Source organism: Azospirillum soli, assembly GCF_017876165.1.
Lineage (GTDB): Bacteria > Pseudomonadota > Alphaproteobacteria > Azospirillales > Azospirillaceae > Azospirillum > Azospirillum soli.
In genome coordinates this window covers 260,098-273,330 of the sequence record NZ_JAGINQ010000002.1, presented here as the reverse complement: position 1 = coordinate 273,330, position 13,233 = coordinate 260,098, and the positions used below count along the sequence as shown (strand labels likewise).

The window sequence follows — 13,233 nt, the reverse complement described above, 5'->3', positions numbered from 1 at the left end:
CTGCGGGAGCGGAGATGCGCATCGCCTTCTACGCGCCGCTGAAGGCCCCCACCCACCCGGTGCCCTCTGGCGACCGCCGCATGGCCCGCCTGCTGATGGCTGCCCTGGAAGCAGGGGGGCACGAGGTGACCCTGGCCTGCACCCTGCGCAGCTGGGACGACGGCCGCATCTCTGGCCGGGCCAAGCGTTTGGCCGTGCTGGGCGCGCGTTGCGCCGGCCGTCTGATCATGCGCTGGCGCGACGATCCACCGAACCTCTGGTTCACCTACCACCTCTACCACAAGGCCCCGGACTGGATCGGCCCGGCGGTCAGCCGGCATTTCGGCATTCCCTATGTGGTGGCGGAGGCGTCCTTCGCGCCCAAACAGGCCACCGGCCCCTTCGCCGCCGGCCACCGCGCGGCCGAAGCGGCGATCCGGCAGGCGGCGGCTGTGATCAACCTCGCCGGCCACGATGCGGAGGGCGTGTTGCCTCTGCTCGACTCGCCCGACCGTCTGGTGCGCCTACGCCCCTTCGTCGAAACGGAGCTGTTCGCCGTCCCGCGTGAGTCCGCCCGACAAGCTTTGGCTGATCGTTACGGCCTGCCAACAAATGTACCCTGGCTGTTGGCGGTCGGCATGATGCGTGGCGGCGACAAGGAGCGCTCCTACGCCATCCTGGCCGAGGCAATACGGCGCCTGTCTCCCGCTCCCGCAAAGCGGGGGAGGGTTGGGGTGGGGGCAAGTACGCTGACACCGGAATGGCGTCTGCTGGTGGTCGGCGACGGACCGCAACGCGGAGCCATCGAATCCCTTTTCGACGGCACGGCAACGCACTTCCTCGGGCAACGCGACGCGGCCGAGCTTCCCGGCCTCTACGCCGCGTGCGACCTGATGGTCTGGCCGGCGGTGAACGAGGCCTATGGCATGGCTCTGCTGGAGGCGCAATCCGCCGGACTGCCGGTAGTCGCGGGGAACACCGGCGGCGTGCCCGACATTGTACGTCACGCCGTCACTGGATTGCTGACGCCCGTTAGCGAGGTGGCGGCTTTCGCCGATGCGATCAATGTGTTGATCTTAAATCCCGAGCGCCGCCGCGCCTATGGGGACGCGGCGCGCCAAATCGCCGTCGCCGAGCATGATGTCTCGAACGCCGTGCGCGTGCTGGACAATTTGGTTCAGCATGTTGCGCTTAAAGGAAAGCCATGACCGATCTGATCATTCTGCGCCATGGACCAACGGCCTGGAACGCCGAGCGCCGCCTCCAGGGCAGCATCGACGAACCCCTGTCCGACGCCGGCCGCGTCCGTGTCGCGGGTTGGCGCCTGCCGCCGGACGCCCTGTCCTACCGCTGGGTGACAAGCCCCAAGCGGCGCGCGTGGGAGACGGCGCGGCTCCTCGGTCTGGATCCGACACCGGAACCCCGGCTGGTCGAGATGAACTGGGGGGACTGGGAAGGCCGCCTGCTGGACGAGCTGCGGGCGGGCGGGCTGCTGTCGGCGGAGCATGAACGAATGGGCCTCGACTTCCGGCCACCGGGCGGGGAAAGCCCGCGCGACGTGCAGAACCGGCTGAAACCCTGGCTCGCCGAGGTCGCGGCGGAGGGCAGGGCGACCGGGGCCGTCGCCCACAACGGCGTCATGCGCGCGCTCTACGCGCTGGCGACGGGCTGGGACATGATCGCCAAGCCGGCGGACCGGCTGGTGGATGGCTGCTTCCACCGGTTCCGCCTCGCACCGGACGGCACGCCGACCGTGATGGCAATGAACGTTTCGATATCGGAATGATGAGTTTTCCCTCTTCCCTTGGGGAGAGGATAGAGTGAGGGGGAAACGCCAGCACCGCGACAGTTTTCCGGCCTGCGGCCGCCCCTTCATCCCAACCCTTCTCCCCCGAGGAGAGAAGGGCTTTGCTTTCAAACATTTAGGTCCACGATCACCGGCACGTGGTCAGACGGCTTGGGCTCCCAACCGCGGGCCTCGCGAAGCACCTTCATGCCCTGAAGGGCATCCTTCAGGGGCGGCGTCACCCACACATGGTCCAGGCGGCGGCCACGGTCGGAGGCGGCCCAGTCCTTTGCACGATAGCTCCACCACGTGTAGAGCTTTTCCGTTTCGGGAACGAAATGACGCATGGCGTCCACCCAGCCGATGGAGCGCTGCATGGCCGTCAGCTTCGAAACCTCGATCGGCGTGTGCGAGACGATCTTCAGCAACTCCTTGTGATTCCAGACATCTTGCTCCAGCGGAGCGATGTTCAGATCACCGACCAGCACCATGCGCCGATCAGGGCCGCGGCGCGTTCCCCACCACTCAGTCATTTCGTCAACGAAACGAAGTTTGTGGGCGAACTTGTCATTTTGTTCCGGGTCCGGAATGTCTCCGCCCGCCGGAATGTAGACGCAGTGCAGTTCGATCCCGCCCGGCAGCTCGGCCAGGGCGTGGCGGCAATCCTGCTTTTCGCACCAATGCTGCACGTCGCGGGACGCGAAAGGCAGCTTCGACAGGATGGCGACGCCGTTGTAGCTCTTCATCCCGTGCACGTGGGCGTGGACGTAGCCTTTGTCGGCCAGAGGGGCGAAGGGGAAATCCCCGTCCACCACCTTGGTTTCCTGAAGGCAGATCACGTCCGGCTGCGCTTCGTCTATGAGGCGCAGCAACAGCTCCATCCGCATGCGGACGGAGTTGATGTTCCAAGTGGCAATGCGCATGGACCGCCGCTCAGCCGATGGTGACGGTCAGGGTGCCGACGCCCTCCACGGCGCCCTCCAGCCGGTCGCCGGTCGTCACGGCGGCGACGCCCTCCGGCGTGCCGGTGTAGATCAGGTCGCCGGGCTGAAGCTCGACCAAGCCGGACAAGTACGAGATCGTTTCGGAAACGGACCAAATCAGGTCGGACAGGTCGCCCTTCTGACGCAGCTCGCCGTTCACCAACAGCGTCACCGCGCCCTTGGCCGGGTGTCCGATGTCGGCGGCGCGGCGGATGGCGCTGCACGGGGCCGAATGGTCGAAGCCCTTGCCCATGTCCCAGGGCTTGCCTTCCTTCTTGGCGGCGTTCTGCAGGTCGCGGCGCGTCATGTCGAGGCCGACGGCGTAGCCGTAGACATGCTCCAGCGCCGACTCCACCGGGATGTCGCGCCCGCCGCGCCCAATGGCGACGACCAGCTCAATCTCGTGGTGCAGGTTGGACGTGGCGGGCGGGTAGGGCACCGTGCCGCCATCAGCGACAACGGCGTCGGCCGGCTTGGTGAAGAAGAAGGGCGGCTCACGGTCCGGATCGGCGCCCATCTCCCGCGCGTGGGCGGCGTAGTTACGGCCGACGCAGTAGATGCGGCGGACCGGGAACGGGTCGCCGCCGGCCACGGGAACCGTGGGCTGGGACCACAGGGGAACGGCGTAGGCCATGGCGCGCCTTTCAGTCTTCGGGGTGGGCAAGCTCTCCAACACCTACCGGAAAGCCGGCCGGCCACCAAGTCCTGAAAGGCTCGAACGTCACACCAGGGACCGGATGCGAAGACGCCCGGTCTGGGGGGGACCGGGCGTCGGAAGCTCCGTTCGGGAGCCCGTGAGCGGCAGGGGAAAACCACGTCGCGGGCGATCGCGTCAGCGACCACTTCTTGTGTCTACAGGTGGCCCCGCCCGTTGGCGGAACCAATGCGCAACACGCATGCGAGCCATGCATATCAGGTGGAACGCATAGTTCTTGCTGACAAAAGTAGCAACTGCCTGCATTTTATCCGTCAAACTGACAAGTCAATAATTCATGGCTCTCACGTTGACCGACATCGAGCGTCCCACGACCCCCGAACGGCGGACTCGCCAGCGTCCCAGCAAGACTGGAAAGATGGCTCTCGGCCCTCTGCCGGAGCTGATCGGCTACAATCTGCGCAAGGCGCAGGTGGCTGTTTTCCAGAGCTTCCAGAACGCGGTGGCGCCGCACGACATCACGCCCGGCCAGTTCGGCGTGCTGATCATGATCAAGGAGAACGAGGGCCTGTCGCAGTCCGATCTGGGCTCTGCGGTGGGCATCGACCGCTCCACCATGGTCGCCGTCATCGACCGGCTGGAGTCGCGCGGCCTCGTGATCCGCGCCCCCTCGCCGAACGACCGCCGCTCCTACGCGCTGCGCCTGTCGCCGGAGGGTGAAAAGCTGCTGGACGAGCTGATTCCGCGCATCGAGGCCCACGATCAGGCGATGGTCAAGGACCTCTCCAAGCAGGAACAGGCCCAACTCATCGACTTCTTGCGCCGCGTCTCCAAGGCTGGCTGAGCGCGGACCGCGTGCCCGTTTTTTAGGCACGCGAGGTTCGGCAACAGTTTTGGGCGTGTATTGTTCAGGAACACCGCCGCCGGGCCCGCTCGGCGGCGGCGGATCCGAAGGTCCGCAACAGGGCCGTGGACAGCGGGTCCTCCCAGAAGCGCCATTCCGGGTGCCACTGCACCGCCAGCGCGAAGGCCGGCGCACCCGCCACCCGCACCGCCTCGACAAGGCCGTCCGGGGCCGTCGCTTCCACGATCAAGCCATCCGCCAACCGGTTGATGCCCTGCCCGTGCAGGGAATTGACCCGCACCTCCGCCGCGCCATGGGCGAGGCCGGACAGCACGCCGTCCGGCGTCAGGTGGACGCTGTGCGCCGGGCCGTACTGGACGGACAGCGGCGCCTCCCTGTCCTCGCGGTGGTTGCCGTGGCCGGGAACCTCGTGCACGCGCTGGTGCAGCGTGCCGCCGAGCGCCACGTTCAGCTCCTGCAATCCACGGCAGATGCCCAGCAGCGGCACGCCCTTTTCCAGCGCCGCACGGATCAGGGGCAGGGTGGTGGAGTCGCGCGCCGGGTCGTGCAGAGTGCCGGGCTCGCTGGGCGCGCCGCCGTAATGCTGCGGTTCCACGTTCGACGGGCTGCCGGTGACGAGAAGGCCGTCGAGTCGCTCCACCAGATCGTCGATGTCCAGCGCCGTCCCCAGCGCCGGAATCAGCATCGGCAGTGCGCCCGCCCCATCGGACACCGCACGCACGTACTTGTCGCCGGCGACGTGAAAGGGATGCTCGCCCATCATGCGGGCGCAGGCGGGAATGCCGATCAGGGGCTTGCGGGTCATCACGGGGGAGGGCTCCGGCGTGGGCTTTGGAACGCGATTCTTCCAGAAGTATGCGCGCCCGTCGCCGAATGCACCACAGCACGATGCCCGTCCCCCAATGAAGGGAGGGGGACGAGCGTCGTGGTGTCATTGGTCAGTTATCTTCAGTGCTTTGCATGGAAGGTGCGGTTGATGACGTCCATCTGCTGCTCGCGGGTGAGCTTGATGAAGTTCACCGCGTAGCCGGAGACCCGGATGGTCAGCTGCGGGTACAGCTCCGGATGATCCATGGCGTGCAGCAGCGTCTCGCGGTCGAACACGTTGACGTTGATGTGGTGCCCGCCCTGCCCGAAGTAGCCGTCGAGCAGCCCCACCAAGTTGTCCACCCGCTCGCCCGCGGTCGGGCCCAAGGCACCGGGCACGATGGTGAAGGTGTAGCTGATGCCGTCCTGCGCGTGCGCGTAGGGCAGCCTGGACACGCTGGCCATCGAAGCGATGGCGCCCTTCCTGTCGCGCCCATGCATCGGGTTGGCGCCCGGCGCGAACGGCTGGCCGGCCTTGCGGCCGTCCGGCGTGTTGCCCGTCTTCTTGCCGTACACCACGTTGGAGGTGATGGTCAGCACCGACTGGGTCGGCACCGCGTCGCGGTAGGTCGTCTGCTTGCGCAGCAGGCCCATGAAGGTCTCGACCAGCCACACCGCAATGTCATCGACCCGCGCGTCGTTGTTGCCGAACGCCGGGTAGTCGCCTTCGATGACGAAGTCGGTGGCCAGGCCGCGCTCGTCGCGGATCACCGACACCTTGGCGTGCTTGATCGCCGACAGGCTGTCGGCCACCACCGAGAGCCCGGCGATGCCGCAGGCCATGGTGCGCAGCACGTCGCGGTCGTGCAGCGCCATCTCCAGCCGCTCGTACATGTACTTGTCGTGCATGAAGTGGATGGCGTTCAGCGTGTTCATGTACGCCTTGGACAGCCACTCCATCATCGGCAGGAACCGGGCCATCACCGTGTCGTAGTCCAGCACGTCGCCGGTGACCGGCGCGAAGGCCGGGCCGACCTGCTCGCCCGAAACCTCGTCCTTGCCGCCGTTGATGGCGTACAGCAGCGTCTTGGCGAGGTTGGCGCGGGCGCCGAAGAACTGCATCTGCTTGCCGATGCGCATCGCCGACACGCAGCAGGCGATGCCGTAGTCGTCGCCCCAGTACGGCCGCATCAGGTCGTCGTTCTCGTACTGCACCGAGCAGGTCGTGATCGAGGTCTCGGCGCAGAACGCCTTGAAGCCGTCGGGCAGCCGCTCCGACCACAGCACGGTCAGGTTGGGCTCGGGCGCCGGGCCGAGGTTGTGCAGGGTCTGCAGGACGCGGAAGCTGTTCTTGGTGACCAGTGGGCGGCCGTCCAGGCCCATGCCGCCGATGCACTCGGTCACCCAGGTCGGGTCGCCGGAGAACAGCTGGTCGTACTCCGGCGTGCGCAGGAAGCGCACGAGGCGCAGCTTGGTGACGAACTGGTCGATCAGGGCCTGGGCCTCGACCTCGCACAGCGTGCCCTCGGCGAGGTCGCGCTCGATGTAGACGTCGAGGAAGCTGGAGACGCGGCCCAGCGACATGGCCGCGCCGTTGGCCTCCTTCACCGCCGCCAGATAAGCCAGATAGGTCCACTGCACCGCCTCCTGGGCGGTGGCGGCCGGGCGGGTCACGTCGAAGCCGTAGCTCGACGCCATCTGCACGAGTTCCTGAAGCGCGCGGATCTGCTCGTTGATCTCCTCGCGCAGGCGCAGCGTCTCCTCGGTGATCTGGTCGAGGTCGAGGGACTTCAGCTGCGCCTTCTTGTCGGCGATCAGGAAGGTGGCGCCGTACAGGGCGAGGCGGCGGTAGTCGCCGATGATGCGGCCGCGCCCGTAGGCGTCGGGCAGGCCGGTGATGACGCCGGACTTGCGGCAGCGCAGCATCTCGTCGGTGTAGACGTCGAAGACGCCGTCGTTGTGGGTCTTGCGCAGGCGGGGGAAGGTCTCCTCCAGCTTGGGGGAGGGGGTGTAGCCGTAGGCCTCCAGGCCGTTCTTGACCATGCGCCAGCCGCCAAACGGCATGATGGCGCGCTTCAGGGGCTGGTCGGTTTGCAGGCCGACGATCAGCTCCAGTTCGCGGTCGATGTAGCCGGGAGCGTGGCTGACGATGGAGGAGAAGACCTCGGTGTCGGCGTCGAGCACGCCGCCCTTGGCGGCGCGCTCCCGCTTCAGCAGGCCGGTGACCTTGTCCCACAGGAGCTTGGTCTTGCCGGTTGGGCCGGCGAGGAAGGCGCTGTCGCCCGCGTAGGGCCGCACATTCTTGACGATGAAGTCGCGGACGTTGACCTCGCGCTGCCAGACGCCCCCGGCGAAGTGCCGCCAGGGATTGGATGCCGGTGCGGGAACCAGCGATTCGACAACCGCTTCCGTCAACAGGGTGTCCATGGTCGTGACCTTCATGGTGAAGGGGGAGCCGCCGATTGGACTGCGGCCGGTGAGCAGGATCACCCGATCCCCAGCTGGTCCTTCAGCGGGCCGAGGAAGCGGCGGCTGATTGGGACGCTGTGCCCGCCGGTGGTCTGAAGCTCGGCCAGCCCGCCCTCTTGAAAGCGGATCTCCTGGATGCGCTCCGGGTTCACCAGATACTGGCGGTGGCAGCGGAAGAAGGTGCTCTTTTCCTGCAGGGTGTGCAGGGTCAGTTCGGTGAAGCGCTCCTGCCCGTCCTCGCCCACCACATAGACGCCGGCCGGGCGGGAGACGATGTACTCCACGTCCTCCAGCTTCATCAGGGTGATGCAGTTGTGGCCAGCGCAGGGGATCTGGCGCAGTTTCGCCGCCCCCTTCAGAACGCGGACGTCCTGCGGCGCGCGTTCGCGGCGAAGCCGTTGCAGCGTCTTTTCCAGCCGCGCCGGGTCGGCGGGCTTCAGCAGGTAATCGAAGGCGTGCTCCTCGAAAGCCTGCACGGCGTATTCGTCGTGGGCGGTCAGGAAGACGATGCGCGGCATCCGCTCGGGGTCGAGCATGCTCAGCATCTCCAGACCGCTGACGCGCGGCATCTGGATGTCGAGGAACACCACGTCGGGCATTTGCCGGTTGATGGCGCCGATGGCCTCGATGGCGTTGGCGCATTCGCCCAGGATGGCGATGTCGGGCGCCTCGTCCAGCAGACGCCGCAATTCCTCGCGGGCCAGCGGTTCGTCATCGACGATCAGAACCTTCATCATGCTCTCGAGCATCATGCTTTCTGGGCTCATGCGGGGACTGCCTCCAGGGGAACGCGCAGGGGGACGCGGGTCGAAACGTCCTGTTCGCAGGCGACGACAACCCCGTACCGGTCGCCATGGCGGTTTCGGATGAGCCGGTCCACCAGCGTCATGCCGAGGCCGTCGCCGCCGGGCTTGGTCTCGTACAGGCCGGCGTTGTCCTCCACCGACAGCAGCAGGTCGCCGCCGCCGTCGCGCCGGGCGGTGATGCGCACCTGACCGCTGTCCAGAAGCTGCGAGGTGCCGTGCTTAATGGCGTTCTCCACCACGGGCTGGAGCGAGAAGGCCGGCAGGCGGACGTGGCGCAGATCCTTGGGCACGTCGATCTCCACGGCGAGGCGACCGGCGAAGCGCGCCAGTTCGATCTGCAAGCAAGCGTTCACGTGCTCGATCTCGTCGCCCAGGCAGGCATTCTCGCTGGGGCGCTTCAGGTTCTTGCGGAAGAAGGTGGACAGGTTCTGCACCAGCTCCCGCGCCCGTTCCGGGTCCTTGCGGATCACGGCGGAGATGGTGTTCAGCGCGTTGAACAGGAAATGCGGGTTGACCTGCGCGTGCAGCAGTTTGATCTCCGACTGGGCCAGCAGCATCTTCTGCTGCTCGTAGCGGCCGGCGAGGATCTGTCCGGACAGCAGCTTGGAGATGCCTTCGCCCAGCATGCGGTTGATGGTGGAGAAGATCTTGGTCTTCGGCTCGTACAGTTTGATGGCGCCGATGACGCTGTTGTCCTCGCCGACCAGCGGAATCACCAGCGAGGCGCCCAGCCGGCAGTGCGGGTCGATGGAGCACTGGTAGGCCACCTCGTTCCCATCGGCGTAGAGCACCTGGTTGTTCGCGATGGCCTGCTGCGTCTGGGTCGAGGTGATGGGCGTGCCGGGCAGGTGGTGGTCGTCGCCGATGCCGATGAAGGCCTTCAGCTTCTCCCGGTTGGTGATCGCCACGGCGCCGACGCCGGTTTCCTCGTAAATGATGCGGGCGACCCGCATGCTGTTTTCCTGGTTGAAGCCGCTGCGCAGCAGGCCGTCGGCGCGCGCCGCGATCTTCAGCGCCTTGGCGGAGAAGGCGCTCAACTGCTTCTCGATCAGCGCGCGGCGGTCGAGCAGGATGCGCATGAACAGCCCGGCCCCCAGCGTGTTGGCGATGATCATCGGCGCCGACACCACCTCTACCAGATGGACCGCCGCGTCGAACGGGCGCGCCACCACGAGGATGATGAGCATCTGGATCACCTCGGCGAACAGCGTCACCGCGCCGACGCGCATGGGGGCGTACAGCGGCTCGATCTTGCCCTGGCGAACCATGTGCCGGTGCACCAGCCCGCCGATCAGCCCCTCCGACACGGTGGAGATGGCGCAGGCCGTCGCCGACATGCCGCCCAGCGAATAGCGGTGCAGCCTGCCGGTCAGCCCCACCGACACGCCCACCGACGGGCCGCCGAAGATGCCGCCAAGCACCGCGCCGATGGCGCGGGTGTTGGCGATGGAATCGTCGATCTGGAGCCCGAAATAGGTCCCCATGATGCAGAACATCGAGAAGATCAGGTAGCAGGCCAGCCGGTGCGGCCAGCGCACCGTGACATGCATCAGGGGCAGGAACAGCGGCGTCCGGCTCAGCAGATAGGCGATCACCAGATAGACGCACATCTGTTGAAGCAGGGAGAGGACGAGGGCGAACGGCTCGGCGATCATGGGCTTTTCCGGAAAGCAGCGGCCGCCCGCCGTCTCGCCTTAAGCGGTTGAAAGGGCGTCGGAATGGCCGAAAACAAGAAACTGATATATAACACGCCCAGTGGCCCCACAAGAAACCTTGAAGGGACTTCGTCGCGGCGTCCAAAAAGCGTTAGCGGCGTGATTCCGCAAATATGCGAGTACGTATGGCTTCACCTTTGCCGAGTTCATCACTACATTGCCGCGTTTGGCCGTGACGAGCCGACGCCTGTCGCGTTGTGTTGGGAAGGGCCGCGTGTGTTTTACGAAGCTCCAGGAGGTTGTCTGAAATGCGGCAGGTTTTGCGCGCGACGAAGGAAGGGATGGACTTGGAAAACGCTCCGAGGAAGGTCCACGCCAACGGTCACGGCGCTGAACGTACGAACGTCACCACCGGTCCGTGGAAGGAAACCCACGACGACCGGAAGGACCACTTCATCGCGCGCGACGGCAAGGTCTTCGCCGGAACCCACCTGATCGTCGATCTGTGGGGTGCCGAGCGGCTGGACGATCTTGAGCATGTCCGCGCCACGCTGATCGAGGCGGTCGAGGTGGCCGGTGCCACGCTGCTGCACATCCACCTGCACCATTTCACGCCGAACGGCGGCATCTCGGGCGTTGCCGTTCTGGCGGAATCGCACATCAGCATCCACAGCTGGCCGGAGCGGGGCTACGCCGCGCTGGACATCTTCATGTGCGGCGACGCCCAGCCGCTGAAGGCCATTCCGGTGCTGGAGCGCGCCTTCAAGCCGACCGCCGTCAAATGCGACGAGCTGCTGCGCGGCGAAACGGAGTCGTAAACCCCGCCATGAGCGACTGGTACGACGAGACGTTGTACGGGGACGTGGCCCAGCGCTTCCGCATGGGCCGCGTCCTCTATCGCGACAAGACCGATCTTCAGGATCTGGTGATCTTCGAGAACCCCGTTCTGGGCCGCGTCATGGCTCTAGACGGGGTCATCCAGACCACCGAGGGCGACGAGTTCATCTATCACGAGATGCTCACCCATGTGCCGATCCTGGCGCATGGGCGCGCCAGGCGCGTGGCCATCGTCGGCGGCGGCGACGGCGGCATGCTGCGCCGCTGTCTGGAGAACAAGACGGTCGAGCGCGTCACCATGGTGGAGATCGACCGCACGGTGGTGGATCTGTCGGTGGAGCATCTGCCGTCGATCAGCGCCGGTGCCTTCGACGATCCGCGCGCCAACCTCGTCATCGCGGACGGCTGCGCCTTCATGAAGGAGACGGACGAGAGTTTCGACGTGATCATCGTCGATTCCACCGACCCGCACGGGCCGGGGGCGGTGCTGTTCACGGAGGAGTTCTACCGTGACTGCAAGGCGCGGCTGACGCCCGGCGGCGTGCTGGTCACGCAGAACGGGGTGCCCTTCTTCCAGCCGCAGGAGCTGAAGGACAGTCACCAGCGGCTGGGACGCTTGTTCAAGGACGCCAGCTTCTTCGTGGCGCCGGTGCCCAGCTACTACGGCGGCTTCATGGCCTTCGGCTGGGCGACCGACGACGCGGATCTCCGTCGCCAGACGGCCGAGGCGATCCGGCCGCGCTTCGAGGCGGCCGGCCTGACCACCCGCTACTACACGCCGGAGATCCACGCCGCCAGCTTCGCCCTTCCGGCCTATGTGCTGGCGGCGCTGAAGTAAGGATCGCCAGCAAGGGTTACTCGGCGGGCACCGCCGTTCCGGTTCCGTGGTGGCTGCCGCGATCGTGGTGGCAACGGCGGAGCCGGAAGGCGGTGGCCAGCGTCAGCGCCCCGAAGGCGAGCAGATAAGCGGCGACACCCCAGGCGAGCGCCAGCAGGCCCAGCGCCGGCAGCACCCACATGCCCATGCCGAACAGCACCGACATGGCCCCCGCGATGCCCCAGGCCCATTTGCCGTGGGTGCGGTGCATGCGCCACGCGCTCATGATCTCGGCGAAACCGGTGATGGCCGACCAGGCGGCGATCAGCCAGACCAACGCGAACAGGCTCGCGATCGGCCAGAACAGGGCGAGCGCGCCGGCGATCAGGCTTGCCACACCTTCCAGGATGAAGGGCATCCAGCGTTCCTGCGCGCGGGCGGCGCGCACCCCGGCGACGATGGCGAGCACCCCGTCCGCCAGCAGATAGGCGGAGAGCATAATCGCCAGCGTCGCGACCGTCACCGCCGGCAGCAGGAAAGCCAGAACGCCCAGCAAAAGGGCGGCGGCCCCGCGCAGGGCCATCGCCCACCAGTTGCGGGCCAGCGTGTCGTTCATGTTCTGGACGCGTTCGGCGTCGTAAGCCTGAACTCGCGTCATGGTTCGTCTCCCGTTGCGTTGTACACGCCAACGGCAACAGGACGGCTAAAATTTGGTTGCGCACCTCTCTGTAACGTCATGCCCGGCCTTGAGCCGGGCATCCACGGCCACCTTGGAGCGTGCCCGTGCTGGTGTGGACGACCGGGTCAAGCCCGGTCATGACGATAGAGAGGTGTTGATATCCAACAGAAAAGACCGGTCAGTTCCCCCGCCCGTACTGCGAGCCGGACTTCGGGGGTTCCTTGAAGTAGAACATGTTCGCGTCGAACTGGACGCCGGCACGCGGGTTGACCAACGCCACCTCGGTGGTCAGGCCTTGGGCGTCCAGCACCCGCCACTTGCGCAGCTGGAACGGCCGGTCCTCGAACACCAGGGTCAGGGTGCCCTTGCCGGGATCCTTGGTCTCGACGAGGCTGACCTCGACCACGCCCGGCGCCTGGAACACGTCCGTGACGGTCACATCGCCGGCCAGCCGCACCTCCTTGCGCAGGATGAAGTCGGCGAGCGTGGAGCCAATGGGCGCGCTCGACTGCTGGCGCATCTCGCCGTCCCAGTAGAACAGGAACGATCCGTCCGCGACGACGAAGTCCTTCACCGGCGGATCGTATTCCAGCCGCATCCGGCCCGGCCGCGACAGGTAAAAGGTGCCCGTGGTCTGATGCCCGTTCGGCGCCGCCTGGATGAACTTGGATTGCAGCGTGTGGACGCTGTTCAGGTACTCCTCCACGCGGGCGAGCGTCGCCTGATCCTGGGCGGACAGGGCGGCCGGCTTGGGCGCGGCGACGGCGGGCGCGCTCACCGTGGCGAGGGCAATAACGGCGGCGGTGAGGATGCGGCGGAACACGGTCTTCATGGTCCCAGCTTTTACAGGATGGTCCGGGCGGAAATAAGGCGCCAAGTCCCGGCTTCCAAGAAC

The 13,233-nt window shown here is 66.5% G+C and carries 13 protein-coding genes; 5 read left to right on the top strand and 8 right to left on the bottom strand.

The features are described 5' to 3' along the window. The first annotated feature begins 14 nt into the window (after window positions 1–14). Both J2852_RS04305 and J2852_RS04300 read left to right on the top strand, forming a co-directional pair. Window positions 15–1,187 (top strand): glycosyltransferase family 4 protein, encoded by a 1,173-nt coding sequence (locus J2852_RS04305; RefSeq protein ID WP_209871451.1) that lies wholly within the window; start codon window positions 15–17, stop codon window positions 1,185–1,187. Then, window positions 1,184–1,765 (top strand): histidine phosphatase family protein, encoded by a 582-nt coding sequence (locus tag J2852_RS04300; protein WP_209871450.1) that lies wholly within the window; start codon window positions 1,184–1,186, stop codon window positions 1,763–1,765. The genes J2852_RS04305 and J2852_RS04300 overlap by 4 nt, the downstream gene beginning before the upstream one ends. Before the next feature lie 128 nt (window positions 1,766–1,893). Here J2852_RS04300 and xth read toward each other — a convergent pair whose 3' ends face one another. Next, window positions 1,894–2,688, bottom strand: a complete 795-nt coding sequence (xth, locus tag J2852_RS04295) for an exodeoxyribonuclease III (RefSeq protein WP_209871447.1) — start codon at window positions 2,686–2,688, stop codon at window positions 1,894–1,896. Window positions 2,689–2,698: 10 nt separating this feature from the next. Continuing rightward, complete coding sequence (locus J2852_RS04290; RefSeq protein WP_209871444.1) at window positions 2,699–3,382, bottom strand: fumarylacetoacetate hydrolase family protein; 684 nt, start codon at window positions 3,380–3,382, stop codon at window positions 2,699–2,701. 358 nt (window positions 3,383–3,740) lie between these two features. Between J2852_RS04290 and J2852_RS04285 the strand changes: the two genes are divergently transcribed. After that, on the top strand, window positions 3,741–4,247 hold the full coding sequence (locus tag J2852_RS04285) for a MarR family winged helix-turn-helix transcriptional regulator (RefSeq protein WP_209871441.1): 507 nt from the start codon (window positions 3,741–3,743) through the stop codon (window positions 4,245–4,247). Window positions 4,248–4,311: 64 nt separating this feature from the next. On the opposite strand, the gene J2852_RS04280 is transcribed toward J2852_RS04285, so the two are convergent. The 4 genes from J2852_RS04280 to J2852_RS04265 all read right to left on the bottom strand — a co-directional run bounded on the left by J2852_RS04280 (window position 4,312) and on the right by J2852_RS04265 (window position 10,005). Next, window positions 4,312–5,073 carry a gamma-glutamyl-gamma-aminobutyrate hydrolase family protein gene (locus tag J2852_RS04280; protein WP_209871438.1) on the bottom strand — a complete coding sequence of 254 codons (762 nt, stop codon included), beginning with the start codon at window positions 5,071–5,073 and terminating at the stop codon, window positions 4,312–4,314. 143 nt (window positions 5,074–5,216) lie between these two features. Further along, on the bottom strand, window positions 5,217–7,502 hold the full coding sequence (gene pflB / locus J2852_RS04275; RefSeq protein WP_209872107.1) for a formate C-acetyltransferase: 2,286 nt from the start codon (window positions 7,500–7,502) through the stop codon (window positions 5,217–5,219). Between the two features lie 59 nt (window positions 7,503–7,561). After that, window positions 7,562–8,281 (bottom strand): two-component system response regulator BtsR, encoded by a 720-nt coding sequence (gene btsR, locus J2852_RS04270; RefSeq protein WP_209872104.1) that lies wholly within the window; start codon window positions 8,279–8,281, stop codon window positions 7,562–7,564. Between the two features lie 26 nt (window positions 8,282–8,307). After that, a complete protein-coding gene (locus J2852_RS04265; protein WP_209871436.1) occupies window positions 8,308–10,005 on the bottom strand; it encodes a sensor histidine kinase in 1,698 nt (565 codons plus the stop codon). 308 nt (window positions 10,006–10,313) lie between these two features. Between J2852_RS04265 and speD the strand changes: the two genes are divergently transcribed. Beyond that, window positions 10,314–10,823 carry an adenosylmethionine decarboxylase gene (speD, locus tag J2852_RS04260; RefSeq protein ID WP_246499286.1) on the top strand — a complete coding sequence of 170 codons (510 nt, stop codon included), beginning with the start codon at window positions 10,314–10,316 and terminating at the stop codon, window positions 10,821–10,823. Between the two features lie 8 nt (window positions 10,824–10,831). Beyond that, a complete protein-coding gene (gene speE / locus J2852_RS04255) occupies window positions 10,832–11,680 on the top strand; it encodes a polyamine aminopropyltransferase (protein ID WP_209871433.1) in 849 nt (282 codons plus the stop codon). Between the two features lie 16 nt (window positions 11,681–11,696). On the opposite strand, the gene J2852_RS04250 is transcribed toward speE, so the two are convergent. Both J2852_RS04250 and J2852_RS04245 read right to left on the bottom strand, forming a co-directional pair. Continuing rightward, on the bottom strand, window positions 11,697–12,317 hold the full coding sequence (locus J2852_RS04250; RefSeq protein WP_209871430.1) for an HdeD family acid-resistance protein: 621 nt from the start codon (window positions 12,315–12,317) through the stop codon (window positions 11,697–11,699). Window positions 12,318–12,516: 199 nt separating this feature from the next. After that, complete coding sequence (locus J2852_RS04245) at window positions 12,517–13,170, bottom strand: LolA family protein (protein ID WP_209871427.1); 654 nt, start codon at window positions 13,168–13,170, stop codon at window positions 12,517–12,519. Window positions 13,171–13,233 lie beyond the last annotated feature (63 nt).

What these genes read in the sequence shown, in the direction of transcription:
- J2852_RS04265 (WP_209871436.1), bottom strand. Translation starts at nt 10,005, where the DNA reads ATGATCGCCGAGCCGTTCGCCCTCGTCCTCTCCCTGCTTCAACAGATG.
- J2852_RS04290 (WP_209871444.1), bottom strand. Translation starts at nt 3,382, where the DNA reads ATGGCCTACGCCGTTCCCCTGTGGTCCCAGCCCACGGTTCCCGTGGCC.
- J2852_RS04250 (WP_209871430.1), bottom strand. Translation starts at nt 12,317, where the DNA reads ATGACGCGAGTTCAGGCTTACGACGCCGAACGCGTCCAGAACATGAAC.
- J2852_RS04300 (WP_209871450.1), top strand. Translation starts at nt 1,184, where the DNA reads ATGACCGATCTGATCATTCTGCGCCATGGACCAACGGCCTGGAACGCC.
- J2852_RS04305 (WP_209871451.1), top strand. Translation starts at nt 15, where the DNA reads ATGCGCATCGCCTTCTACGCGCCGCTGAAGGCCCCCACCCACCCGGTG.
- speD (WP_246499286.1), top strand. Translation starts at nt 10,314, where the DNA reads ATGCGGCAGGTTTTGCGCGCGACGAAGGAAGGGATGGACTTGGAAAAC.
- speE (WP_209871433.1), top strand. Translation starts at nt 10,832, where the DNA reads ATGAGCGACTGGTACGACGAGACGTTGTACGGGGACGTGGCCCAGCGC.
- btsR (WP_209872104.1), bottom strand. Translation starts at nt 8,281, where the DNA reads ATGATGAAGGTTCTGATCGTCGATGACGAACCGCTGGCCCGCGAGGAA.
- pflB (WP_209872107.1), bottom strand. Translation starts at nt 7,502, where the DNA reads ATGGACACCCTGTTGACGGAAGCGGTTGTCGAATCGCTGGTTCCCGCA.
- J2852_RS04285 (WP_209871441.1), top strand. Translation starts at nt 3,741, where the DNA reads ATGGCTCTCACGTTGACCGACATCGAGCGTCCCACGACCCCCGAACGG.
- J2852_RS04280 (WP_209871438.1), bottom strand. Translation starts at nt 5,073, where the DNA reads ATGACCCGCAAGCCCCTGATCGGCATTCCCGCCTGCGCCCGCATGATG.
- J2852_RS04245 (WP_209871427.1), bottom strand. Translation starts at nt 13,170, where the DNA reads ATGAAGACCGTGTTCCGCCGCATCCTCACCGCCGCCGTTATTGCCCTC.
- xth (WP_209871447.1), bottom strand. Translation starts at nt 2,688, where the DNA reads ATGCGCATTGCCACTTGGAACATCAACTCCGTCCGCATGCGGATGGAG.